The sequence below is a fragment of the Leminorella grimontii genome, assembly GCF_039789245.1.
In the GTDB taxonomy this organism is placed as follows: Bacteria; Pseudomonadota; Gammaproteobacteria; order Enterobacterales; family Enterobacteriaceae; genus Leminorella; species Leminorella grimontii.
In genome coordinates, this window is sequence record NZ_CP146357.1 from 3727932 (window position 1) to 3753366 (window position 25435).

Sequence of the window (25435 nt, forward strand, 5' to 3'; positions counted from 1 at the left end):
CTAATCCGTGAATTAGCTCAGCAGATTAATCAGCCGTAACAGCGCCAACAGCAGCTCTATTACAACGATGATGACAGACAGTACGTCCATTTCACCCGCTTCTCCGTGCTTGCGGAGCGCAACGCCGACGCCTTACCCTTACGCCGCCTGTCGGCGTCGGTGTTCACTTGTCAGGTTGAAGTGTCGTGCTCCAGACCAGGGTACTGCCAGCGGCACCACCCGTCCGGGTGGCCAGGACTTGTAAACCGGTAAAATCCGGAATGCAACACACCTGACGCGATGGATTATAAAGCGCTTTCCCATACAGCTAACGGAGAACGTCACTTTTTACGAGCCGTCTCCAAAGAAATAAATATCGTAGAACAGTACGTCATCCGCCTGTTTGCAATAAGGAATAAAGCTGAGTACACTTGCGAAGTCAGGTTGAAGTGTCGTGCTCCATTTTTATGGTTCATTCACTGAAGACAATAAAACAAAAGGCGCCGTCACCAACGGGGCCTTTTGTTTTATTGCTACCGGTTTCCCCTTTTGAAACATGCCACCCAAATACCGCCTTAGAAATAATCGATATTTAAAACCTATCCTTCTGCCAGTAAAATAGCGTCTTCACGCAGCTCAAAAGGAAATGCGTCAAGCCAGGCCGGAGGCCCTTGTGAAGATAGCGCTGATTTACCCCAACATGGGGGACTACCGCACAAAAGACGCCATGACGCCGCTGTCCATGGGGATCCTTGCGGCGCTGTCGCCGGGCCATGACGTCGCGTTTTATGACGAACGGCTTGAGGCGCTGCCCCAAAGCCTCCCCGACGCCGATCTTGTCGCTATTTCCATCGAAACCTTTACCGCCCGCCGCGGCTATCTGCTTGCCGACCGTTACCGCAGTCAGGGAAAAAAGGTCGTGATGGGCGGCTATCATGTGACCTTTATGCCGGACGAAGCGATGCAGCACGCGGACTACGTCATCACCGGCGACGCAGAGGGCGCGTGGGAAACGCTGCTGGAGGACATCGGGCGAGGCCAGCCGCAGCCACGATATGATGGCTCTCGGCAGCGCCCGCTGGACGACTATCGGCTGGACAGATCTATCTTCGTCGGCAAGCGCTATGCGCCGCTGGAGCTGATTCAATACTCACGCGGCTGCCGCTTCGCCTGCGACTTTTGCTCTATCCACGCGTTTTACCCAGACGGCGTGCGCACCCGGCCGGTTGAACAAATACGGGCCGAAATAGAAGCCCTGCCTACGGGGCGCTTTCTGGCCTTCGTTGATGACAACCTGTTCGCCAGCAGGAAAAAGCTGGAGAGCCTGCTTGCGACGCTCACGCCGCTGAAGCGCCGCTGGGGATGCCAAATCAGCATTGACGTCGCCCGCGACGACGCGCTCTTGGATAGCCTGGCGCAGGCGGGCTGCGGCTTTGCCCTGATGGGCTTTGAAAGCCTTAATCCCGCCAACCTGCGGCAGATGGGCAAGCAGTGGAACCACGCGGCGGGGGACTACCGCGAGGTGATCCGCGCCCTGCACGCGCGCGGGATCTGCGTCTACGGCACCTTTATCTTCGGCTACGACGAAGACACGCCCGATACCGTTCGCCAGTGCCTGGCGTTCGCTCAGGAAAACCATCTGGAAATCGCCAACTTCAATCTGCTCATTCCCACGCCGGGCAGCGCGCTGTATGCGCGGCTCGAAGCCGAAGGAAGGCTGCTGTCTCCCGCCTGGTGGACCGACCCGAACTACCGCTACGGCGATCCGATTTTTACTCCCAGGGGCATGACGCCGCAGGCGCTCACCGAGCTGTGCTTTTGGGCTAAAACGCAGTTTTACAGCTATCCGTCGATTGCCCGCAGGCTGCTGCGCTTTAACGGCAGAAGGCGCTGGAAAAACGCCTTCATCGCGCTGCTGGCAAACCTGGTATCGCACCGGGAGATCGCGCGCAAACAGGGAAAACGACTAGGGGAGAAGGGATGAAACTGACGTTAATCAAGCCCAACATCGGGCGCAGGGAACACAGCCTGTACGTTGACGAGGGCCGCATGGAGCCTTTAATGCTCGGCATATTGGCCGCCCTGACCCCGCCGGACGTCGACGTCGCGCTGTTTGACGACCGCATGGAAGACATCCCCTATGACGAACCGACCGATCTGGTCGCTATCACGGTGGAAACCTTTACCGCCCGCCGCGCTTATGAAATCGCAGACGAATACCGCCTGCGCGGCGTAAAGGTCGTGATGGGCGGCATCCACGCCACGCTGCTGCCGGAGGAGGTCGCACAGCACGCCGACAGCGTGTTTACCGGCGATGCGGAAAGCCGCTGGGCGGAAATGGTGGAAGACGCGCGCCTAAGTCGCCTGAAGCCCCGCTACGACGCGCCGGTTGGCGTAGGCCAGGTGGACGGCTGTAGCCGGGCGCTGCTGCCGCGTCGGGAGCTGTTTGCCGGTAAAGGCTATCTGCCGATTTCGCTGATGCAATTTTCCCGCGGCTGCCGCTTCGCCTGCAGCTTCTGCGCCGTCAGCCAGTACTTTGGCCGTCGACACTACTTAAGGCGGGTTGATGAGGTGGTGAGGGAAATTGAAGAGCAAAAAAGCCGGTTCATCTTTTTCGTCGATGACAACATAGCGTCGGACCACAACGCGCTGGCGGAGCTGTGCCACGCCCTTATCCCCATGAAGGTAAACTGGATAAGCCAGGCCAGCCTCGACGTGACGCAAAACCGCCCGCTGATGACGCTGATGAAAAAAAGCGGCTGCTGGGGCAACGTGATGGGCTTTGAGTCCATCACGCCGCAGAGCCTGCGCGACGCGCGCAAGTCGCCGAACGTCAAGGAATTCAGCCACTATCGCAACGAAATCGCCGCCCTGCGCGACTTCGGCCTGCAAACCTGGGCGGCCTTCACCCTCGGCTACGATCACGACACGCCGGACAGCATCGCGCGCACCGTCGACTTCGCCTTGGAAAACCGCTTCGCCTTCGCCGCTTACAACATTCTGATGCCGTACCCGAATACGCCGCTTTACCGGCAGTTGCAGCAGCAGGGAAGGCTGCTGTTTGACGACAGGTGGTGGCTGCACCCCGAATACCGCTTCAATCAGGCAGCGTTTATGCCGCAGGGCATGTCGCCGGACGAACTCACCGACCTCTGCCATCAGGCGCGCAGCCGCTTCAACAGCCTGCCCTCCATCGTGCGGCGCTTTTCCGACCTGCGCATGACGTTCCAGTCGCTGTCCAGAATGAGCGCCTTCTGGCGCTATACCCTGCTGTTTCGTAAAGAGGTGCATAAAAAGCACCGAATGCGGTTTGGGCTGAAGTGAAAACCGGCGACGGATGGCTGACGGCCTAGGCGAGTACACGCCAGTAGCCGTTTTTTGTCGCACCGACCCGGCGTAGGCATCCCCTTTCCTGTAATGCCTTCAGGCTACGCTCTATCGTACGCGCGCTGACGGACAGAGCCTCGGCCAGCTGCGCAATGGTCACATTAGGATTTTCAGCAACGATGGCCAGAACGCGCTTCGCCGTCGGTGCCAGCGAACGCGCATTTTCTTCCGACATTTTAACCGACATTTGTGCCGACATTCGCACCGACATTTCGCGAACGCGCTTTTCGGCGTCGTCAACGCTTTCCCGCAGCGCTTTCGCCAGCTTGTCCAGCATAAAGGCGATAAACGCGGTACAGTCGCCTGACTTATCGCACTCTCCCAGAATTCGATAGTATTCCCGCTGCTGATGGTGGACCAGCGTTTCTACCGGCAGCCACGCCAGTTCCGCTCGCCACTCGCTCAAAATCAGCGTTTGCCATAGGCGCCCCATTCGGCCATTGCCGTCGGTAAACGGATGAATAAACTCAAACTCATAGTGAAAAACTGCGCTGGCAATTAGAGGATGCGCGTCGGTATGACGCAGCCAGTCCAGAAGGTCGTTTATCAGCGAAGAAACCCTGCTGGCCTGCGGCGCCATATGAAGCAGACGTTTCTCACGATAAATGCCTACGTCGCCGTCGCGAAGGTGGCCGGGGGCATCAACCAGCCCTGCCATCAGCAGGCGATGTGCGGCCAATAAATCCGACAGGTTATGGCTGTTCCATTCCGAGAGCTTTTCATAGGCGTTGATGGCGTTTCGCACTTCCTGAATCTCTTTTTCCGGCGCAAGCACCCGCTTTCCTTCCATTAGCGCCGTCACCTGAGAAGCAGACAGGCCGTTATGCTCAATGGCCAACGATGCCTGTATGGTGCGAATGCGGTTTTCCTTCCTCAGTTGAGGCGACGCGTGTTCGGCCGATGCTACCCAACGGCCAAGCAATTCGCCCACTTCCACCACGCGATTGAGTATCGCGGACGTAATGCTATAAGGTGGCTGATAGGCTGGCATAGCGTTTCCTTTATTTTCAGAGGCTGCGTTTTTCAGAAGCGTTCATACGTTACCGCAGGCGAAGGCTTTACGCCAGAAGCACAAAAACCTCGACGCTATTGCTGGAAGAACCCTCGCAAGTTAATTGAACCGCAAGGGAATTTATTGCACCATTAAACAACCCCTCTCTTAGAAAAAGCGCCCAACATGGAGCCGTTCCCTACCCGGCTGAAAAGCTACCTGCTCTGGATGCTGCCGGTGTCGGTCGTATTTTTTGGCCTTTACCCGACGGTAAACTTCTTTACCGCCACGCGCAGCGACACGCTGGCGCTGTGGCTGCCCGCTGAACTGGAAATTCCGTTTATTCCGGCGTTTATCTGGCTCTATTTTTCCATGTACCTGATAATCCTGATGCCGGTGTTTTTTCTTAACCTGAAGGAGCAAAAGCGGTTCGCGACAGAGCTTATGGTGCTTACTGCCGTCGCCGCAGTCGTCTTTTTACTGTTCCCGGCCAGGCTGGGCTTTGAGCGCCTTCTCCCAATCGACCCGTTTTATCGTTCGCTGTTTGAAGCGCTGTGGTCTCTGGACAGGCCGCACAACCTGGTGCCGTCGCTGCACGTCGCCTGGTCATGCACTGCGGTGCTGGCCGTGACCCGAAGGCCGAGGGGATGGGTTTCGTGGGCGCTGTACGTCTGGCTTATCGCCATCGCACTGTCTACACTGTTTGTACATCAGCACCACCTGCTGGACGTCGTTACCGGCGGCCTGCTGTCGTTCACCGTTCATTTCTACACAGGGAAAGTCTATGAAAAAAATAATCCTGATTCTGTTGGCTCTTGTCGGCCTTAGCGCCGCGGCCAACGCCTCTGACGAAGACATTCACAATGAGCTCCGCCAGGCCATCGCGCTGGTGGAGTCATCCATTAACTCAGGCGACTATGAAAAGATGCTGCCGGTGTTGAGCAACGATCTGAGGGCCACGCCGATCACTCAGGAGTTTGTTCACAGCAAAGAGGGCGTCGTTCCCTACTTCAAGAACTGGTTCGGCGACGACAAGTTTCTCAAGCGCCTCACCATCTCCTTTACGGCGGATACGGAAACCGAGCTGTCCGCCGACAGAACCTGGGGCGTGGCCTACGGGAAGGGGTTGGAAAAATATATTCTCAGCGACGGGCGCAGCTACGACTTCCCCACCCGCTGGACGGCGACGGTAGTGCTGGAAGACGGGCACTGGAAAATAAGAACCATCCACATCGGCACCGACTTTATCGATAACCCGCTGATTAACGAAGCCAAAGGCGCCATCAATAAAGCGCTGTACGGCGCCGGCGGCGGTGGATTGCTGATTGGCCTGATTCTCGGCTTCTTCTTATTCAGAAGAAAGGCTAAGAACCAGGATTGAAATCCCCTACCCGCTCGCGACGCAGCCTGGCGGCGTAAATGCAAAAGCCGATGTTCGTCGCCAGCCTCAGCCAGCGTCCGCCGGGCCGAACGAGCGCCCGGCGCAAAATCTCCTTTACGCGATAGCTGTCGCGCCAGGCTTCGTGCAGCAGCGCCTGCAGGCGTTCGGGCGACATGTTTTTAGGTTCAAACACCACGTGTTCGTTGTCGTACAGGCTTAAATCGCGCGTCAGGATGCGCCCTTCGCTCTCCATCCGTCGGTGCAGCGACGTTCCCGGCAGCGGCGTTAGCACTGAAAAACGCACCAGATCCAGACCGAGGGTTGGAATAGTCGCTACCGTTTGGCGAATGCTCTGCTCGGTGTCTTCATCAAACCCCAGCACGAAGCAGCCGAGGCTGGCGATGCCGCATTCGCGCAGCCTGTCGATTTGCCGCCGGTACTCGCTCACCCGGTTGCTGGGTTTGCCGATACTGCGCATGGTGTCCTGACTGAGGTTCTCCAACCCCAGCAGCAGCCCCTCGCAGCCGCTTCGCCTCATGGCCTCAAACGTTTCCTCATCGTCCACCACGTTCAGCGTAGAAAGGCCGGACCAGCGGATCTTAAGCGGCGTCAGCGCTTCAAACAGCGCCAGCGAATAGGCTCTGTCGGAATAGATATTCGGATCGAGAAAAATCCAGCGCTTAGCTCCGTGGGCGCGGATCTCCTCCACCACCTCGTCAACCGGGCGCGCCAGCCCGCGCTTCCCCCACTGCTGTTGAATAGAGCAAAAATCGCAGCCAAGGCGACATCCGCGGTTGGCAACAATGGTGGGGATGTTCATGTAGCCGCGGGCCAGCAGTTCCCGTCGGGGCTGCGGCATCGGCAGGCAGCCCGTCTGCGGCTCGTGCTGATAAAGGGCCTGCGCCCTGCCCGCTGAGAAATCGTGAAGAAACCGCGGCCAGGTTTGCTCCGCCAGCCCGACGAAGACGGTATCTGCATGCCGGGCAGCCTCGTCGGGAACCAGGGTCGCATGCGCGCCGCCCATCGCCACGTGAGCGCCCCGCGCGCGCCAGTGGGCGCACAGGAAATAGGCTCTGGCAGAAGAAGACGCGGTGGCGGTGATGCCGACGATATCGTAGTCGCCGTCAAGTTTTGGCGGGCTGACGCCCTCATCGACGATGTCCACCTGCGCGTTCAGCTCCGCAGGCACCAACGCCGCCAGCGTTGTCAACGTCAGGGGCGCATAACCGATAGACGCCGAAAAGGCGCCCTTGCGGCGATAGGTGCGATCGAAGGGCAGAACCAGCAGGATCCTCATCGCCCGGTCGGTGTCGTCGATGCTAGTGGAAACACAAACGCCACGTCTGCCGGGGCACCCATCGGCGGTGCGGGCCGCACGCCGTGGCGCCAGAGGCTAAAGTAGATGCGCCAGAAGGTCGGACGCGGCTGGTCGTCAACCAGGCTCGGCAGCTCGTACCACGGCGCAGCCGGATGCTGATGGTGCGCCAGATGGCAGTAGTAGTTCAGCGCCAGCCAGCGGGAAACCGGCAGCACCCGCAGGTTCCACGCGCCGTTCCTCACGTCGCGCCGGGTCCAGGCGTGGTTGACGTACTGAAGCGCCGACCAGTGCAGGCCAAAGGCCCACAGGCAGGCAACATAGCCCCACATGTTTAAATCCAGCAGCCAGAACAACAGCGCCTGATAGCCAAACGCCAGCGCCAGCTCGCACCACACCGCCAGCGGCGGCAGCTTAATCAGCTCGGGGATCTGCGAACCGAAGCCGAGCGCCGGCCCGAGCTTTTTGACGAAGAAATCCGAACGGTAAAACCACCAGGCCACCAGCCAGATGGCGTTGCCCAGCACCACGCAAAAATAGTAAAGCCCCAGCAGGTTGCCGCCGTAAAGCCAGACGTTGCGCAGCCACTTCGGCTGATGGGGAAGATAGTAGTCATACAGTTCCCCATCGGTGCGGTTGTTATCGTGGTGGTTCAGGTGCGCGCGGCGCTGTAATAAAAACGAGGTGGGAAACGCCCACCCCGCCACCACGCCGATGATCCGATTGCCCCACGCAGAGCGAGAAGCCACGCCGTGCACCGCCTCATGCATAATGGCAAACGGCATGTTGTTGATAAGCGCGAAGAACCAAACCGCCGCCAGCGCCCAATACCACGCCGAGTGGCTGGTCGCCCACAGGCAAAAGGCGGAAAGGGAAAGAGAAAAAAGCAACAGCGCTACGTTAAGGGTTAGTCGCATAGGTCGTCCTGAGAGGTGAGTCCGTTTGGAGAAATAGTATACGGGAAACGGGGGATGGGGAAGAATTTGCAGGAAGAGACGTTGGCCGGCTTGAAAGAAGTACCTTAAGCTTTTCTTCAATCTATTACTTAAGTTTAGATTTACATTGCCGCTATTTAATAGCGCCCCCCTTTTGTTTCTGTTTTTACAAAAAAAGTCGCCATATTTACCATTAAAACAACACATCTAGTACATTTACCAAGAATTTCATTATTAGAAACATAACAATCGTTACGCTCTTAACGTTATGAAATATATTGAATCAATTGGGCCATATTAGACATTTCTTTTACCCGGCTGGCTAAAGAAGATATCGATATCATCCGAGGATGATAAGTCGATGACTCGCAATTTAACGCATACAGGCCTCAGTTCAAGAACGGCCTCTCTGTCCGTCACGGATGACTGAAATACACCATTAGATTTATTCACTTTTTGGAGGTTATCCACATGGGCGAAATCAGTATCTGGAAGCTATTAATCGTCGTTCTTCTCATCGTGCTGCTGTTCGGCACCAAAAAGCTGGGCTCGCTGGGCACCGATCTGGGCGCCGCGCTAAAGGGCTTTAAGAAAGCGATGAACGACGTTGATGAGAAGAATGACGGAGCTCAAAGCGCGACCGTCGTCGCTGAACAAACAAAGGTTTTAAACGACGATCGGCAGAAATAGATTTGTTTGCTGCGGGAGTTTTTCTCTGCTGTGCTCGTGGCGGGCAGGCCATAGCGTCAGCCCGCCGTGGTGGAAACAGTCAGGGGTTGGATGGTGGCTGCTAAAAACGGCATTTACCTTATCGTTAATCTTCTCAACACCGCCCTTCCCTCCGGCATAAAGTAGGTGCCGAAGCGCACCAGACCGACCTCCTTGAGGTGGCAGGTCAGGGTGTAGGTCAACAGGGTGTCTTTATTGCCCGGTTCCAGCGTTATTTCAACGCCCTGCAGGCGCGGTTCGTATTTTAACAGCGTGTGCTGGATGGCCCGCATCAGGCCGTGGGCCGACGACGGCAGCTCCTGGTAGATAAGGCTCAGGTCCGGCAGGCCGTAGTCGGGCAGGTATTTTATCGCGCCCGCCCGGCTGTTTAAGATGCGCTGGATATTGTCCATAACGCTAAGTACGGTTTGCGTTTGCTCGTTGACTTCATCCAGCGCGATGCCGGAGCTAAAGCCGCCCATCAGGCTTTCATACAGTGACGGTCCCATCGCTCTGCTCCTATTTCAGCGGCGCCAGGCCGATAGCGCCGTAGTTGGCAATCAGCAGCCGCGGCTTGTCGGCGTCCAACTCGTCGCGCTTGATGACCACTTTCCAGGTACCCTCTTCCAGATTGGGGGTACGAAACAGCGCCACGATGCCGACAAACTTGGCGTCTTTGTTCATCGGCACGTCGAGAGAGACGGCGGAAGCGGGATGCAGCACCACCTCGTTACGCGCCAGCAGGTCGGTAGAGAGCATTTTCACGTCGTCTTCCACCAGCTGTGGGTAGGTCGCCTGCTCGAAGTTGTCCAACTTGTCGAGCTGATAAACGCGGATCATCAGCGATGAAGGCGCGTCTTCGTCCCCCGGATTCAGCTGGGCGCGGGCGGCGAAGTCAAGATGCAGCGTATTGATGTTTTTAATAAAAATGGCTCTGGCGACGTCGGTCGCCCCCTCAGAGGCGGACTGAAGCGCGCCGCAGCCAAACAGCAGCCCGGAGAAGAGCAGAACGCTCGCCTTGGCAAGGGTTGAAACAGTGTTTATTGAAAGCGTTGCGGTTAAGCGCGTTTTACGTTGATTCATAGTATTTCCTTTAAAACTTTCTTATCCCTGTCCGTCTAGCCCGACGTAGCGGCCAAGGTTGACGCAGATTTCCTGCTGCCGCCTTTGCGCCGTACCCACCGGCAGCACCGACGTCAGGCCCAGCCGAATGCGCGATTCGCCAAGCTGCGCCCGGGGCAGCAGCTCGCGCTTTACTTTCATCGCCATACAGGCATCGAAACGGTAGCCCAGATAGGCGCGCAGCAGCGCCATCAGGTCGGTATGGAGGGTTTCTCCCGGCAGCAGCCCTTCTATCTGTTCGCGGGAGGCTGGCGTGATGGTGACGCGCACCGTGCTGTTGCTGTCCTTAAAGCGTCGGCCCAAAACGGCCGAGCGCCGTAGGTCAACCGGTTCCCCAAAGCCCAGCCGAGCAGGCTCGTCGATGCTTACCCACTGAGGATAAAACTCGTCGATACTCACCTCTGCGCCCGGCAAAAGCAGGTGTATAACGCCCTCAAGGCCGTCTCCGGTGCGGGTTCGCTGGGTAATCAGCCCCATCAGGGCCAGAAAGCGGGACGGCGGCGTCGCAATCTGCTCGCTTGAGCCCTTAATGCCGAACCCGGCCAGCCCCAGCAGGCACTGCGATACGGGATCCGCCCCCCCCGAGCGGAACCCCGCCGGGTAGTAATACTTGCGCCAGATGCGGTAGTACTGCGTCATCACGCGGTGGTTGAAGATGTCGAGGAACGCCTCCAGCGCCTCGTGCCCTTCCTGACGCTGAACGATGTCGTCCAGCCAGGCGTAGGGCAGCACGGCGTCCACGCCGTACAGGCCGAGGAAGGTGGTGCGCACCGTCGGCGGGCGTTCGGGATAGTCTTTGTCCCACTCGACGCGCTTCATTTCGCTTGAGGGGAATCCCATCTCGGGCAGAGGGCGAAAGCGCACCGGATCGGTCGCCGGAGATTCGCCGGTCCCCAGCCCTGAAGACGACGGATTTTGCTGTTCCAGATACTGGCAGAACCGGTAAAAGTTCATGCGCGGCGCCTGCCGGAACAGCCCCTCCATCAAAGGGGTGAGCGCGCTGTCTTGCTGTCGGTCCATGTTAAGCGTTTCCCAGTGGGTAAGAGCACCAGCGTCAGGCGGGTGAACAGGTTAAGGTCGGCGTACAGGGCGAAAAACTGATGCAGCAGTTCGCCGAACAGCTGAACGTCCCCTTCGCCCGGGAACTGGTGGGCGCTAAGGGTGATTTCGATTTCCACTCCGCGTTGCAGCATGCCCCGCACCATTCGGTTAATCGGGCGATGAGTCACATCGGTAATGCCCTCCAGCCGACGACGGTTCAGCTCGTTGTCGGTCCAGTCGTACAGCGCCAGCGTGCCCCGCAGCACTTCGGCGTTCATCAGCGACAGGTAGTTGGGCGCCAGATGGGACAGCACGCGCCAGTGGAAGCGGTCGTTCATCGGCGGGTAGCAGGGCAGCGTCGGCGCGCACAGGTTGCGCACGCCCATCACGCCGGTCTGGGCGTGGGTTATCTGGTTGATGGAAGCGTTGCGCAGCGCCTTGCGCGGCAGCATGCCGTTGGTGCCGGTGACGCGCAGGGAAAGGGTTTCGTCATACACTTCCTCCTCGCGCTCCCACACCTGCCCGCCGAGAATAAGCCAGGTATCGTGCAGGCCGGACGCCCCCAGGCGCACGCGGGTGTGATAGTAGCGCTCCGGCGCGTCGTGCCGCAGCATGCCGCCGCGATGGCGGAAGCTGGTGAACGGCACGTAAACCGCTCTCCCGCGCCGGCTGATCGACTGCACGGCGTCGACGGAGTAGATCTCAACGTGGCCGTCCTGCATCAGCAGCGGGCGCAGCAGGTACTCACTTTCCAGCTGGTTAATGCGCACCGGATCCGCTTCCATCGGAAACAGGTTGATGACCGGCGAACAGTGCAGGCGAATGTTCTGGCCGTTAAACGGCAGGTCGTCGGGCCAGGTTTCGTTAAGCACCAGCTCGACCTCAAACGAGCTAACGCCTTCCGGCATGCGCCCTACGTCCAGCCCGGCCAGATCGACGAACATAAACTTCTCGCGGAAGGTGAAGTATTCCAGCAGCAGCTGATAGCCGCTAAAGGCGTTGTCCGGCTTGAGCCACAGCCGCTCGTCCGGCGAGAAGCCGGCGGGGGTGATGCGCCCGTTGATGGGCAAAGGCGCGCCGTCACGGTAGCCGAAGTAGCGCACCTGCATGGCCGCTACCTGCCCGACCAGCGCCCGGTAAAGCGCGGAGGCTACCGGCGTGTCGGCATTCAGGTACAGGCGCAGGCTGGAAAGGTCCATCTGCGTCAGGTCGGCCATCGGGCCGAACTCAAAGCGGATATAAATCACCGAACGCCCGTCGTGATGGCTGCGCACGCCCGCTTTCGTCACGCTCAAAGGCTGTAGCTCAACCGCCTGCGTAGTGCGATATTTGCAGCGGGTGCGGGCCGGGCCGACCGGCGCGGTCTGTACGTCGAAGCCCGCTTCAACCACCTCTTTGCGCGCCAGCACGCCGTAGTCCGGCATCAGCTCGACGATGGAGAGCGACGGGATAATGCGCAGGTAGTGCGGCCAAAGCAGGCTGACTATCCCTTCGGTCAGCTCCGGCAGGTCGTCGTCCAGCTTTTGGCGCAGCCGCCCCATCAGGAAGGCGAAGCCTTCAAACAGGCGTTCGACGTAGGGGTCGCGGTCTCCCACGCGGTCGAGGTTGAGCATGCTCGCTCTGTCGGGGTGGACCTGTGCGAACTCTTTCCCCGCTTCGCGCAGGTAGCGCATTTCGGCTTCGTAGTAGCGTTTGATTAAATCGTCCATTGGAGGGTTCTTATGATTGTTGGATCTGTTGTTTATTAACTGAATGTTCTAATTAGCTTCGGTGTATATTCCGACCGTAAATACGATGTGCTCATATGGGCATTGTGCTCGGTCGGGAGGGCGCTTTTATTAGCCTTGGGTGTGCGTCGGGCCTAGCCTTCCTAGGGGCGCTTCGTTGGCTTACGCCAAGTCGACCCCAACGGAAGCCTCTCCCTCCGTTCAACGCCGCAAAGTAATAGTGCTCACGATTTCCATAATAAATACGCAAACTAGCAAAAACATTTAATACGTCAGTGCTCTGGCGGGATTGAGCACCGTCAGTTCGGCGAGCAGGCGTTCGGCTTCGAGGCTTAGGGTGGCGCGGTCGGCGTCTTTTAGCATGCTTTTGTACTGGATGAGCTTTAGCAGCCTGGCCTTAAGCTCGAACACCAGGTCGGGTTCCCAGTTCATCAGGCGGTAGCGGTCGCAGCGTTCGTCTAGCGCTTTGAGCAGGCGCAGGGCGACGTCCGGTTTGCCGCTCTGTTCGGCCAGGCGGGCCAGGAGCATGCGTTTAAGGTAGTCCTGTCGGTCGGTGACGATGTCCGGCAGGCTGTTTAAGAAGCCGAAGGCGGCCTCCAGCCCGTCGCGGTGGGCGATTTCGGTTGCCTGATATTCGATTTCCGCCCAGTTGTCGCCGCCGTCCAATGCGACCGGCGCCAGCGCTTCGCCTTCGTCCAGATGGCGTAGGGTGGCGGAGGTGGCGATCCACGCCAGCGTTTCGCCGTCGGCGAACGGCGTGCCGTCGCTGTAGGTCAGGCGTTCGATGCCCCTTAGGCGGTCGAGCATCAGGGCGACGTCGGTCAGGCAGATTTCCTGCCAGGCGCTGTAGGGCGCGCCTGCGTTCAGCATGGCGTCGCAGGCGTAGCGCTGCAGGTCAAACCAGAAGTGGTTGGCCGCCTCTGAGAACGCCCGTTCGACCTGTTCCAGCAGCTCCAGCCAGTTTTGCTGAAGCCACAGGCGATTAAGGTGCTGCTTTAGCTCTACGCGAGGCGCAATCAGCCGGGTGGCGTAGCGGTCGTCGTGGGGAGGGAGCGAAGTCACCGTGTCCCAGCGGACGCTGCGAATAAGCCGCACCGCCGCCAGATAGCCGTCGGGCTTCTCCCGCAGGAAGGCGGACATGCGCCGGGCCTGATCCAGCACGTCGCGAAGCGACCCTACGCCCTCCTGACGCACCGCGCCGCTTGCCGCTGGCGGCGTCGACGAAGGCGATGTGGAAGGCGTCGCGGGCGACGGCAGCGGCGCGGGCTCTGGGCCCTCCAGCCGGTTTTCAAAAAAGCGGATAAGCGCACCGAGATCGGGCCGCAGCGGCTCTTCCCACAGCTGGGTGTACTTCATCATCAGCGACAGGGCGGCAATGGCGCGTTCGAGGTCGTCCTGATCCAGACCCGGCTGATTTTCCAGCAGGTCGATAAACTTGTGGCTTGCCAGCCACTCGACCGCCGCTTTTTTGCTTTCTCCGCGGGCGGGGAACAGCATGGTGTCGTAGCGGGCAATAAGCCCGGCCAGCAGCTCAAGGCCGTCGGCCAGGCCCTTGACGCCGTCCAATCGCAGGCGCGCCCAGGCGTAGTAGGTTGCGACGCGCAGATCCTTAGTGCGCGCGTACAAAAGCCCTTCGCTCAGCGCCACAATCTGCGCGGCGTCGATGCCGGACAGCTTGGCGATTTCCTCTTTGATGAACTGAAAGTCGTCGTCATAGCCGGGATCGACGCCGACCGGGCTGTCGCCGTCGATGGGTTCCAGCCATGCCTGCCAGTGCTGCTTGATGCGGCGACCGGTGGCTTCCTGCGGATTATTAGCGCCAAACAGCGTTTGAAGTAGTTTAGTGAGCATCGTTTTCTATTCTTATCATTCCTGAAATGGGGGTCGATGTGCCTGCTGTGGCCGTCGTTTCCTGAGCGGCCTCCTGCGTCGCTTCGCCCTCTTGGGCCTGCGCCGACTCAGCTTCAGCGGCCGGCTTTGCCTTTTGCGGCGGCCTTACGGTAGAGGCGTCCGCCGTCGAAACCGGATTGCCGATAATCTTCGGTTCGCCCTGCTTTTCCGGCTTTTTCGAACCGACGCCTGCCGTCGAATCATCAGCGGCATAGGGTTCAGCCGGCGGCGGCGGGGCCGGGCTGCTGGCGGTGACGAACACGCTGGCAGGCAGGCGGAAGTTTCGAAGCTTAAGCAGCTCCAGCGGCCCGCTGTAGCTCTGGGCGCGCAGGATATAGGTCAGATTCTTTCCATCTTCCGCTCGCCACGTTACCCGATAGCGGCTGCTGTCTATCTGCGTCACCTTGGCCTGCTCCAGCAGGCGGATCCAGCCCCAGCTGCCTTTCGGGCTGTCCAGCAGGCGCTGGCCGGCATCGGCGGTGCTCCAGCTGAGCTGTGCGCCCGGAGAGTAGGTGTCTCCCGGCCAGGTCATGGTTTTCCACGCTTCCATCTGGTTGAAGTAGACCAGGCTTTCGCCGTCCAGCAGCAGTTCGGTTTTCACCACATCCTTGCTTGGCCGGGCCATCAGCTCAAAGGACATCTTCGCGTCGCCGCTGGCGTACAGGATGCCGGAGACCCGGCTAAGCTGGTTGAGCGCAGCGATAAACTGCGGATTAAAGGTCAATCCCTGCGAGTTCAGCGCGTCAGCCACCCAAAGGTCTCCCTGCTTGTGCAGGATGCCGCCAAGCTGCGTGGTGACGAAGCGCTCGATCATGCCGCTGTCGGGGCGCAGGAAGCGGCCCAGCTCCGGCAGGGAGGCGTCGTTGCCGGTAGCCTTGAACGGATAGCGACCGTTGAAGGTGCGATACCACGGGTCGGCGATGCTTTCGCGCCAGGCGCTGTTAAAGCTCATCGCTGCCGGCTCTAACACGCCCTGCCACGCCTGTTCCAGCGGCTGCACGAACAGGCTGTTGCCGAACCCGGCCCACTCTTCGCCGAGGCTGGCGGCAATCAGGCTGCCGTAGTCGCGGGTGTCCGTCAGGTCGATCGCTTTGCCTTCAAACACCGTCTTCGCCAGCGCCTGGGTCATGGCCTGCGGGTCCGGCGCGGTGGTGATCTGCTGTAGCTTAAGCCGAACGCGGGTAACGCGGGTCAGATAGGTTTGCAGGCTGAGGTTGTCGCCTTCGCCCTTAGCGCCGCTCTGTACGATGCGCAGCAGCGGGCCGAAGGTGCCGTCCAGCGGGCCGGTCGGTTCGTCGGTGTCCATCGGGATGGCGTCAAGCCTTTTGGCCTTGGCGCCGAAGACCTCCTGCGCGGACTGCACCAGCGTTTCGGACAGGCCGCGCCCCTTCTGCGCCGTCTGCCCCTGGTACTTGACGGTGTTCATTAGCGCAATCAGCGGCGACTGGCGGGCGTCCGCCATCAGGGTAAGCTGGTCGATAACGTCGGAGATGGACTCCGCCCGCTCCCAGCTGATGCCGTTGAGGAAGTTGAGCCAAGCGGCGCCGTAGTCGGTAAAGTAGCGGTCGGTCAGCCTGGCCTTCAGCGCCTCCGGCGCGATTTCACCGCCGAGGCTCTTGCCGCTGTCGGTCAGCACCCAGTCGATCTCTTCACGGCGGTTTTTCACCGCCTTTTCTATCTCTTTCTCCACCATGCCTTCCCACGCTTCGCGGGTGAACATGCCGGGCACCTCTTCTTCTGTGTGGAACAGCGCACGGCCGTCGAGACCGTTCAGCACCTGGTTGAGGGTCAGGTTGCCGTAGTTCTGCGCCACCCGCTTGAGGATGCCCTGATAGATGGCGGTTTCGGCGTTCTGCATGCCGATTTGGTTAATCAGTACCTGGCGAACGTCGTTAATCAGGCGGCGGTCGGGCTTAATCGCCCAGTCGGGATGGCGAGAGAGGTTATCGGCGTAGAACTGCATCAGCTCCGCGCCCACGCTCTGCCAGACGCCTTCGGTCACCGCCGCTGGGGCCGGGCCCGCGTTGGCGATAAGCGTCTTGCCAAGCAGCGGCGCGTCGACCCGGTCGGGCCGCGACAGCATCAGGTAGGCCTTCAGCCGGTCGTAGCCGTCTTTCGCCAACTGGGCGCGTTCAGGGCTGTTGGGGGGCATCTGCACCAGCCGCTCCAGGCTGCCGCTCAGGCTGGCAACCACGACGGACTGCACGTTCTGCTCATTGGCGGTGCGGTAGGAGGGCCACAGCGCCGCCAGCAGCGCGTCGTTGGCGTTTAAACCGAAGCGCAGGTACCACGGGCTGCCGTGCTGCATGCGGTGCTGAAGCTGGGTCATCTGCTGCTTGAGCGCCTGCTGGCGAGTCAGGCGGGTGGTCATATCGGCGCTGAAGTCGTTCGCGTCGGCGGCTAAGTCCTTTGCGGAAGAAATCAGCCCTACGTTGCCGATGTAAGACACGACGCTGCCCGCGCCGAACAGGGCAATCGCCGTCAGCACCGCGACGTTGAGCCCGCGCATCCACGGCACGCCGACGCCCCTGCCCTTCGCTATACGGCTGTCGTCAACAATCGCCTGCCAGGCGGGCGTCGGCACAAAGGCGCGATCGGCAACGGTATCCGGGCGCGCTACGGCGCAGGTAAACATCAATCCGCGCAGCGGGTTCGCGCCCTGCGCGGTCAAAAGCTGGGGCAGCCAGCCCTTCAGGCGAGGAACGTCGCGCTGCTCCAAGTCCTGCGCCAGCTGAAGAAGAAAGGCGTGACGGTTGTTTACCATCACCTGCGCCATGCCTTCATCGGTGGCGCTTTGGGAGACTGACGCCAGGCGCTTGGCCAGCTCGTCCGGCGTGGCTCTGGCGGGGAACAGCGTGCCGACCGCCTGCTCTTCCCTGTCGGACTGGTCCCACGCGGTAGTCCGCAGGTCGAGCAGGTAAAGCGGCGCGGCGTAGCCAAGCTGCTGGTTGCGGGCGTGCATCTGCCACAGCGCCTTGTCCTGCTGGGCCTTTTTGTCCTTGCTGGGCGCATAGTCGTCCGCCTTCACCACCCACACCTGCGCATCGACGGGCCGCACGCGACGAAGGCGTTTTAACTGCTTGAGCCAGGCGTCGTCCAACGCCGCTTTGGTGGTTCCGCCCCAGATGAGCAGGGCGTCGTTGCCGATTTGCCATTTGTCGGTTCGCAGGCCGGGGGCGACGAGATCGACGTCGGCTTCCTCGCCTACAACCAGGATCCAGCGGAGTTTTCGGCGCCAGAAGGGGCCGTAGCGGTGGCGGAGTTGTTCAGCCAAATCCGCAAACGGTGACTCCAACACCTTTTTATCTTTACCGGTTTTATTTGATGGTGGGAGTTTGCCCTCTTCCTGATGCTTAGACTTTATTTGATTGTAAATAGCCAAAATAGCTGGCACTAGTCCCAGCAATATTAGCAATAGGCAAGATATTCCCCAAACAAATAGCCTTTGATTCAGTTCAGTCCATCCAAACGAATCAGAGAAATAATTAATAATTCCCCATAATGCTAAAGCGGCCAGCAAGGTAATTATAATCAGGCATAAAACCTTCCATTTACTCATTAGGAAATCCTTAATTATGGAGCATTTGCCCCCAAGCTTTTTATAACAATGGATACAAAGGGAAATATATAAAATTAATATAAAGTACTAATAAATTTCGTCACTCTCAAAATAAATAGTGGAAAAATAATTTATCAATCAACACTGAATTCACTTTGGCTGGGAAAAACTATAGAACCACAGGCACTCTTACATTGTTCAACAACGATGCCTTTACCTTCTTCGTTATACGAATGGGAACATTCAATAATAGGATTTACGCCATGAACAGGACAGGACACAAGATCGTTAAGCAGTGCAGCAGGAATACCATTTATCTTTAATGTCGATGTGGCCGTGATTACGCTCCCACCATGAGATGTTTTATCATTAAGTCTAATTATTTTCTTCATTATATATACCAATAACATTTAGCATTATAAATAAAAATTCAACGATATTTATTGATAATATTTATTCGCCACAATAGCGCTACACAATAGTTGATGTAAAAAAATGGTAATCGCTATCAGCCCACCGCCTCCTAGTACCATAGAAAAAAACAGGCCTAAATAGCCTAATGTAGGAAAGATCCCCCTTATAGATATCGCAAACGGCACGAATAATGCTAGTGAAGCAGAGATGCTACCAAGAGGAAATACGATGGCATTTCTATCGTATATGAAGCTTTTTTTTAGCTCATCCCTATTGCCAACAATTTGTAATAAAATCTCACTATCCGAACCGGTCGAAATCAAAAGGCAGGCGCCTTCTTTTTTCTTTAACGAAAGCCCACTTAACGCTAATAAATACCAATATTTCCGTAAAGTTGTTTCTTCAACGATACCGTTTAGGCTAATTATTCCAAAAGGAGAGTGTTCTTTATTTAAAGGGATTTTAAGCTCATTAGCTATAACGTTGAGCTGCATCCCCGTTTCTTCATCAAGGCCACTATGCCAGATTTCATCTATTGACGCTAATGGCTGCTGACCTGCGTCGATCAGGTGTTTTATATCTTCTGGTAAATTTTGTTTTGTTGAATCCATACCGCGATATAGGCAAACGGAATTGGAAAAATCTACGATAGATATCGACTTATCTGGTAGTAAAAGCACAGCCGACGCAAGTTCATCGCATCCTTGAGTAACAGCAGTCTGGTATTTAGCCGTAATGACGAGCGCGCTATATTTACTCTCATTTTTGTCGTCTAAACGTTCCCATAGGGTTTCCATTGCTGATCCTGAAGTAACGATGTGGATCTCAATATCGATACTCAAACCCAGCGATTTCCAAACGGTTTCAAACTGCCTTTTGATTCGTTTTTCCAGCAGTGACGCCTCCTGATTGGCGCTATCGAATATAGGGCGTTGCATAAATTCATCCAATTGCAGATAAATCAGAAGTTTTTCTTTTTTATTCAATTTTTCTAATGATGATTTAATGTCATTCAGAAGGTGTTTACACATTAGAGCAAACCGACCTAGCCCTGGAGGCGAAAAACTGTCAGAAAACAAGGAATGCTTTACGCCCTCAGCCTCCAGATCTCCCCCGCTTTTGATTAATTCAAGAAGCTGTTGATATGTTGATAAAACAACGCTATCGACGAGCACATAGTGTCTATGAGTCCAATCTTGCCAAGAAGACAAGTCTCTAGCCCGCCAGCGATTCCAAATTAACGCTTTCATTTTCTGATGCTCAATGGGAAACGCATAGGCAGCTAAAACGAAAAGCAACAGAGTAAACGTGACTGCAATTGTTGAATAGTGTTCCGCTAAACCCTGACGATAAAGCGAATCAAGAGGGGTAGTTAGCACTATAAATGTACATCCCCCGATTAAACAAAGTATACACAGCAATATAATCACCCAGCAGACATAGCGAACGTTCGCCTCTGACCGATTTATTTCAGGAATAAACCAGTTCATTTGTTAAACTCCATTCTCTATAGTTATACGTTAATTAACGTGTAGGCTGGCGGATAGGGTATTCAAAACGTTTCCCTACTGTCCGCCTTCCCTTTGCAGCTACAATTGCCTCTTTCGATACTCTTCCACCGAAATGCCACCGACGTGCCTCGGCTTGATATTGGCATCGCACTGATAATGGTCCATCACAACTGAATAGGACGGGATAGCCCTAACAAAACCATAACTCACGTCTGGCTTCTCTTGATTTTCTTTATCTAACGAAATACTGGCAAATTTATACCCACCTGCGGTTTCCCCATACACGGTCAGATTTTTATCCGTTATAACAACAGTCAAGTGTTTCGAATATTCTGAATACAGTGATGGGTCCTTCCCCTCAGCTACAGCATTGGGTTTAATCAGAGAATAAAAAGCGTTAAACGTCCTACCATAGTCGGTAGAATAGTATACTGCCGACTTGCCGCAAAGTTCCTCCTCACAGCTCGTTTTATCAGCAGTTACAGGAAAGGCCAAATTTTTACCGCTTGGGTCAGCGTTAATAATTCTTCCCTGGAAACTGCGCATTTTTGAAAATAATCGAGTCCTGATATTGTGGCGCAGGTCGTAATACCAGACGCCCACTACCCTCTCATCTTCGTATGTCGGCTGACAACCACTATAATTGCTCAACTCCACGTAGCGACTGTCATCTAACCGGTAAATCACCTGCGGAGCCACGTCGTAGACTGCATAGTGCGTGCGTAGTGTGGCTTGATAAAATTCAACCTTATCAAGTGCTGAAATAGTCTTGTTTACAGCCAATAAAAGCTCATCAAAATACGGAGGATCCCGTTCATCGTATTCCTCTATAGCAATACGACCGACGCTTTTCGGCTTGATGTTAGCGTCACACTGATAGTGGTCCATAACTACTGGGTACGAGGGAATAGTTTTTACACTACCAGTAATCTCTAACGGCATTCCGTTGATAGTTTTTCCGCCAATCTCCATTTTTATAAAGGAATTGCGTTTATAAGCAATCAGCTCTTTTTCCGTTATTACTATAGTATATTGTTTCGAATCCCTCGAAGGGTCTGACGATAAATAGGGACCAAGAGCCCAATAAGACAACGTCCTGCCATAGTCTGTAGAATAAAGTACGCCTGAATTACCACATCCGTTTCTATCCGAGCAGGACAACCTGTCGTCTGATACAGGAAAAATAAGATTCTTACCGCTCAGATCGGCATTAATTATCCGCCCCTGATAGTTGCGTATTTTTGATGATATTTTTGTTTTGATACCCAAGTTACGGTCATAATACCAGACTTCAGATACCCACTGGTCTTTGCTCGTAACCTGACAGCCCTCATTATTGCTTAGCTCCACGTAACGGTTATCGTCCAGCCGGTAAATCACCTGCGGCTCTATATCATAGGTTGAATAATGCGTTTGCATTGGCCGTCTATCAAATCCCGCTCCGCCAAACGCCGCTCCTACGCTTAACCGCGACTGAAGCTGACCAAAAAAGCCCAACGCCACAACAGCCCCTCCGATGACAACTAATACGATAAGAAAGATGACATAGCCCGGTTTTTTCGCTTTTATCGGTGTATTCATATAACTCCCTGTGATTAATCAGAATTAGCGCCCTTTTCTTTACTTTAGAACACGTAGTCCTGCTGAATAACCGGCTCCATCTTCTCTTTTGGGGTATGTTTTACCGTCGACGGCATCGCCGGAGACAAATGTGTTTTTTGATGGGCAAAATATGTCTCTATCAGCGCTTTTCCCTGCGGGTCTTGCGCCAGCACTCCCTTTTTCATATAGAAGTCGCTGTCTGGCAGCGTCCAATCCGCTTGCCTTATCAGGTCCAACTTGATTGTATCCAGGCAGCGACCAAAACCTATCGGCAGGTCAAAGGCAGCCACTCGGCTCATAATATCAAGATCTCTGGGTAGAGTGCTGTGGTCAGTCGGGCGAGAAATATAGGTTTTCAGCTGTTCATCCGTCTGCTTCATCACGCGCTCCACTTTCTCGTGGTTAAACTCCAGATAACAATAATACTGAAACACCCTCTCACCCGAATTTACTCCTACTTTCTGCGGGTTATAGTTTTCACCATAGTTTGTAGACTGCCAGACTATCCAGCCGTTTTTTATCCCTAACTCACCCTTGATGCGATTGATTTTACGCTGCTGTTCAGCCTCTGGGCTTGTGTCAATCCCTTCTGGCAACGTGTTCAAAAACCTAGTGATATACCTGTTATGGCTGAGATCTTTCAACTGGTACAACGGTAGATAAAAACGGTAGGCTTCGTCATTCTCTTTTTCGACATCTTCTTCTTTACCATTTATCACTACTTTTACTATTTTCGACTGCCCCCATCCCTCACCAATCCTCCCCGGTTTTTCATTTCCTTTGTGCCGATTATTCTCATCAAAAGCCTTCATCTCTTCACCGCTCAAAGGATTAGGCACCTTTTCCGCATTGATATTTATCGTTTGCCACTCCGGCGGTGTTTGCCAGATAGGGAAATAACCCTGTTTAAGTCCCGTAATAGGTAAACTCACCGCAACGTTCACCGGCACTTCGACCGCATGACGCATATCGTCCCAGAACGGTTCTTTTCTAATCTTCATCTCATAGGCTGATATCCCCGATTCCTCATCGGCTGGGATATTAATCCGAGTATACATATCCGGCAATTCGCCAAAATTCGTTTTGGCATTAGGGACATCGCCGCACGGCGTGCTCCTCGCCATCAGGCGCTGGAACAGCTTGCCTTTGCATTTCTCCAGCAGCCGATGCGGCTTACCGTTCTTGTCATTAGGAAACCCCTGCCAGCCAATGCTTACCAGCGCTACTGACCCCATCACCCGATCATGGGCGTTACAGTAATTATAGGTACGACCATGATTATCTCTTTCTGCTATCCCTTCTCCGTCGGCTCCCTGATGCACGGTATCTAACGACCACGCCCGCTCGTCTTTGCCTTTACCTAACGAAATATGCTTATAAAGACAATCCTTTTTGATTTTGTCACTGTTTTTCGCGACCGCGTCTACTACAGCCTTCAACGTCTCTTCTCTGTCGCTGACGGTCGCCCATTCAGAAGAGTCTACCGCTGTGTAGTCTGTCATCTCGTTCGTCAAGCGATAAGGAGAATTGAGCAAGAACAGCGAATCAGGAGCACTGATTAGCGATGCCGCCAGCGCCACCATCGTCCCCTTACTGTGGGAAACAATAGTCACCGTGTCGTTCGGACTATGCTCGCGAATGCGCTCAATCAGCATCGCCAGCCGCCAAGCGGCGTGGGAATAGTATTTGCGCGACGGTGCGGTCGTCAGCAGCCGATCGTCTTCAGGGTTAACCCACTGGGCCGATAGCAGACCGCCAGCAATCTCTTCACTAAAATGAAAGTCGCCCCACATAGGGTTAAGCATGGTAGAGGCGTTCTGAAACGGACCACCACCCCAAAAATAGGGTCCCCGATTGGCTATTTCCTGCTTAGACAGTTTGCCCTCCAACAGGTGCTGCTGGTAGCTCTCTCCTTGAACGTTTCTTAACGGCACCAAGTAGCGTCCCAATTCATCTTCACTGGCGCGATATCCCCAAAAAAAGCGGATAACGGGGGAATTATTGGACTCAATTAAATAGCTATCTTCACCAGCATCAACATCAAGAACGCGCTCAGTCTTAACCTTTGCCTTTTTATCTCCCTTATACACATTAGGCTTCAACTCGTATTCACTGCCTTCCAGAAACAGACGTTTATTTAACCCATCACACAGCGCCTGTTCAGTTGGTTCATACCACTCCCCCTCCGAGTTAACGCCATGGACAAGAATAATTACGCCGGGAAGATGAGGCTTTGGCGATATTTCCGAAGTCACACAAACACTACTCGGTATTGCTGACGTTGAACTCGTCTGCTGACCAAGTTCATTAGATGAAGTATTGAGCTTTCTGGTTGCACCTTCATGTTTGGCCATAATTAATTCCCTTTTCTCTGCCGGTTATATTCTTCTACCGTAATGCCGTCGACGCTCTTCGGTCGGATTGTGGCGTCACATTGATAGCTATCCATTAAGCCTGGGTGAGGGGGAAGAATTAGGTCTTCACGGCCCCAGCTATCTACTGGTTCGCCATTTCCATCGACTTTATCAAGCGCGATTTTTTCAAACTTATACCCGTATCCATCTTTCCTATACAGGGCCAGCTCTTTGTCCGTTATTATGGTGATAAGATAATCCTGCGAATATTTCAGAGAATCCAAGGGTTCACGCTTATCATTCTTAAGGCCATCGCTATATCTAAGATAAAAGAAGGGCTTAAACGTCCGACCATAGTCAGTAGAGTAATACACCATCGATTCACCACAGATTTCTTCCGCGCAGGTTGTTCTGTCACTCATGACTGGAAAAGCTAAGTTCTTGCCGCTCAGGTCGGCGTTAATAACCTTTCCCCGATAGTTACGCATTTTTGAAAACAATCGAGTCTTGATATTGCGACTCAGGTCGTGATACCAAACCTCCACGACCTTCTCATCCTCATAAGATGGCAAACAACCACCGTAGTTGCTCAGCTCCACATAGCGGTTGTCGTCCAGCCGGTAAATTACCTGCGGTGCCACCTCGTAAACCGCATAATGCGTACGTCGCGTGACCAGCCAAGATCCTACCTTATCAATTGCAGATACAGTTTTGTTCACCGATAGTAGGAGTTGTTCAAAGTACGGCCGCCGCCGCTCATCGTATTCTTTTATCTTAATTTTACTGACACTTCTGGGCTTAACCTCAGCATTACACTGGTATCCCCCCATGGATGCAGAGTAAACGGGGATAGCCTTTGCACTGCCAGAATTAGTTACCGACTTTTCGTCTACGTTTTTCCCGTCAAATATTTTCTTCGTAAAAGAATACTCCCCCTTCCTTTCCTGATAATAAACCAGTTCCTTATCCGTAACCGCGAAGGTCGCATCCTCAGCGGAACTAGCTATCTCAGAGGGATTACCTATCACCCAATAAGAAAACGTCCGCCCATAATCAGAAGAATACAACGCTCTAGAATTTCCTAGAGGAAAAACCAAGTTCTTACCGCTCGGGTCAGCATTGATAATCCGACCCTTATAAGCACGTATCCATGGCGATATTTCCGTTTTGATTCCCAGATTGAGGTCATAATACCAAGCTTCCGCCACCCACTGATCTCCCGACATAGATTCACAGCTCGTGTACTTGCTCAGCTCAACATAACGGTTGTCGTCCAGCCGGTAAATTACTTGCGGTTCCACGTCAGCAACCGAATAATGTGTACTTACGGGTGATTTACCATCAAACCCAGCCCCCCAAACGCAGCTCCTACACTTAGCCGCGACTGAAGCTGCCCCCAAATTACCAGGAAAGCAACCACGGCCAGAACAATAACTAACACAACATAAACCAGTTTGTTCTTTTTTGATGATGGTGCAGTCATACCTATTCCTTTTGTAGAAACTCAAACCGTAGTTAA

20 protein-coding genes are annotated in these 25435 nt (G+C 55.1%); 5 read left to right on the top strand and 15 right to left on the bottom strand.

The window, feature by feature from the left end:
* Positions 1 to 652 precede the first annotated feature (652 nt).
* A complete protein-coding gene (locus V8L73_RS17190; protein ID WP_347253565.1) occupies positions 653 to 1963 on the top strand; it encodes a B12-binding domain-containing radical SAM protein in 1311 nt (436 codons plus the stop codon).
* Positions 1960 to 3303 (top strand): B12-binding domain-containing radical SAM protein, encoded by a 1344-nt coding sequence (locus V8L73_RS17195; protein ID WP_027275384.1) that lies wholly within the window; start codon positions 1960 to 1962, stop codon positions 3301 to 3303. The genes V8L73_RS17190 and V8L73_RS17195 overlap by 4 nt, the downstream gene beginning before the upstream one ends.
* Before the next feature lie 25 nt (positions 3304 to 3328).
* Here V8L73_RS17195 and V8L73_RS17200 read toward each other — a convergent pair whose 3' ends face one another.
* Positions 3329 to 4357: a Fic family protein gene (locus V8L73_RS17200; RefSeq protein ID WP_347253566.1), complete on the bottom strand. Its 1029-nt coding sequence runs from the start codon at positions 4355 to 4357 to the stop codon at positions 3329 to 3331.
* 186 nt (positions 4358 to 4543) lie between these two features.
* On the opposite strand from V8L73_RS17200, the gene V8L73_RS17205 reads away from it, so the two are divergent.
* Together V8L73_RS17205 and V8L73_RS17210 are read left to right on the top strand one after the other, a co-directional pair.
* Entirely contained in the window at positions 4544 to 5185 is a 642-nt protein-coding gene (locus V8L73_RS17205; protein WP_347253567.1) for a phosphatase PAP2 family protein, read from the top strand.
* Positions 5142 to 5738 (top strand): nuclear transport factor 2 family protein, encoded by a 597-nt coding sequence (locus V8L73_RS17210; protein ID WP_347253568.1) that lies wholly within the window; start codon positions 5142 to 5144, stop codon positions 5736 to 5738. The genes V8L73_RS17205 and V8L73_RS17210 overlap by 44 nt, the downstream gene beginning before the upstream one ends.
* On the opposite strand, the gene V8L73_RS17215 is transcribed toward V8L73_RS17210, so the two are convergent.
* Positions 5722 to 7035 (bottom strand): B12-binding domain-containing radical SAM protein, encoded by a 1314-nt coding sequence (locus V8L73_RS17215; protein ID WP_347253569.1) that lies wholly within the window; start codon positions 7033 to 7035, stop codon positions 5722 to 5724. The two genes, V8L73_RS17210 and V8L73_RS17215, sit on opposite strands and share 17 nt — an antisense overlap.
* Positions 7032 to 7970: a fatty acid desaturase family protein gene (locus tag V8L73_RS17220; protein WP_347253570.1), complete on the bottom strand. Its 939-nt coding sequence runs from the start codon at positions 7968 to 7970 to the stop codon at positions 7032 to 7034. Before V8L73_RS17220 ends, V8L73_RS17215 begins: the two co-directional genes overlap by 4 nt.
* Positions 7971 to 8459: 489 nt before the next feature.
* Here V8L73_RS17220 and tatA point away from each other — a divergent pair, with 489 nt between their 5' ends.
* Entirely contained in the window at positions 8460 to 8678 is a 219-nt protein-coding gene (gene tatA / locus V8L73_RS17225) for a twin-arginine translocase TatA/TatE family subunit (protein ID WP_422655597.1), read from the top strand.
* A gap of 113 nt (positions 8679 to 8791) precedes the next feature.
* Here the strand turns inward: tatA and tssE are convergent, their stop codons facing one another.
* The 12 genes from tssE to V8L73_RS17285 form a co-directional block, all read right to left on the bottom strand.
* Positions 8792 to 9205 (bottom strand): type VI secretion system baseplate subunit TssE, encoded by a 414-nt coding sequence (gene tssE / locus V8L73_RS17230; protein ID WP_027275378.1) that lies wholly within the window; start codon positions 9203 to 9205, stop codon positions 8792 to 8794.
* A 10-nt stretch (positions 9206 to 9215) separates the two neighbouring features.
* A complete protein-coding gene (tssJ, locus tag V8L73_RS17235; RefSeq protein WP_081650812.1) occupies positions 9216 to 9779 on the bottom strand; it encodes a type VI secretion system lipoprotein TssJ in 564 nt (187 codons plus the stop codon).
* A 21-nt stretch (positions 9780 to 9800) separates the two neighbouring features.
* Positions 9801 to 10838, bottom strand: a complete 1038-nt coding sequence (gene tssG / locus V8L73_RS17240; protein ID WP_051155788.1) for a type VI secretion system baseplate subunit TssG — start codon at positions 10836 to 10838, stop codon at positions 9801 to 9803.
* Positions 10802 to 12568: a type VI secretion system baseplate subunit TssF gene (gene tssF, locus V8L73_RS17245; protein WP_347253571.1), complete on the bottom strand. Its 1767-nt coding sequence runs from the start codon at positions 12566 to 12568 to the stop codon at positions 10802 to 10804. The genes tssG and tssF overlap by 37 nt, the downstream gene beginning before the upstream one ends.
* A gap of 282 nt (positions 12569 to 12850) precedes the next feature.
* Positions 12851 to 14437, bottom strand: a complete 1587-nt coding sequence (tssA, locus tag V8L73_RS17250) for a type VI secretion system protein TssA (protein ID WP_261832511.1) — start codon at positions 14435 to 14437, stop codon at positions 12851 to 12853.
* Complete coding sequence (locus tag V8L73_RS17255; RefSeq protein WP_347253572.1) at positions 14427 to 17774, bottom strand: ImcF-related family protein; 3348 nt, start codon at positions 17772 to 17774, stop codon at positions 14427 to 14429. Before V8L73_RS17255 ends, tssA begins: the two co-directional genes overlap by 11 nt.
* A gap of 395 nt (positions 17775 to 18169) precedes the next feature.
* Positions 18170 to 18427 (bottom strand): PAAR domain-containing protein, encoded by a 258-nt coding sequence (locus V8L73_RS17260; RefSeq protein ID WP_347253573.1) that lies wholly within the window; start codon positions 18425 to 18427, stop codon positions 18170 to 18172.
* Between the two features lie 48 nt (positions 18428 to 18475).
* Positions 18476 to 19939: a hypothetical protein gene (locus tag V8L73_RS17265; RefSeq protein ID WP_347253574.1), complete on the bottom strand. Its 1464-nt coding sequence runs from the start codon at positions 19937 to 19939 to the stop codon at positions 18476 to 18478.
* A 99-nt stretch (positions 19940 to 20038) separates the two neighbouring features.
* Positions 20039 to 21541: a T6SS immunity protein Tli3 family protein gene (locus V8L73_RS17270; RefSeq protein ID WP_347253575.1), complete on the bottom strand. Its 1503-nt coding sequence runs from the start codon at positions 21539 to 21541 to the stop codon at positions 20039 to 20041.
* A gap of 44 nt (positions 21542 to 21585) precedes the next feature.
* Positions 21586 to 23916, bottom strand: a complete 2331-nt coding sequence (locus tag V8L73_RS17275; protein ID WP_347253576.1) for a T6SS effector phospholipase Tle3 domain-containing protein — start codon at positions 23914 to 23916, stop codon at positions 21586 to 21588.
* A 2-nt stretch (positions 23917 to 23918) separates the two neighbouring features.
* Positions 23919 to 25217 carry a T6SS immunity protein Tli3 family protein gene (locus V8L73_RS17280; protein ID WP_347253577.1) on the bottom strand — a complete coding sequence of 433 codons (1299 nt, stop codon included), beginning with the start codon at positions 25215 to 25217 and terminating at the stop codon, positions 23919 to 23921.
* Positions 25218 to 25240: 23 nt separating this feature from the next.
* A complete protein-coding gene (locus tag V8L73_RS17285) occupies positions 25241 to 25399 on the bottom strand; it encodes a hypothetical protein (protein WP_347253578.1) in 159 nt (52 codons plus the stop codon).
* Positions 25400 to 25435: the final 36 nt, after the last annotated feature.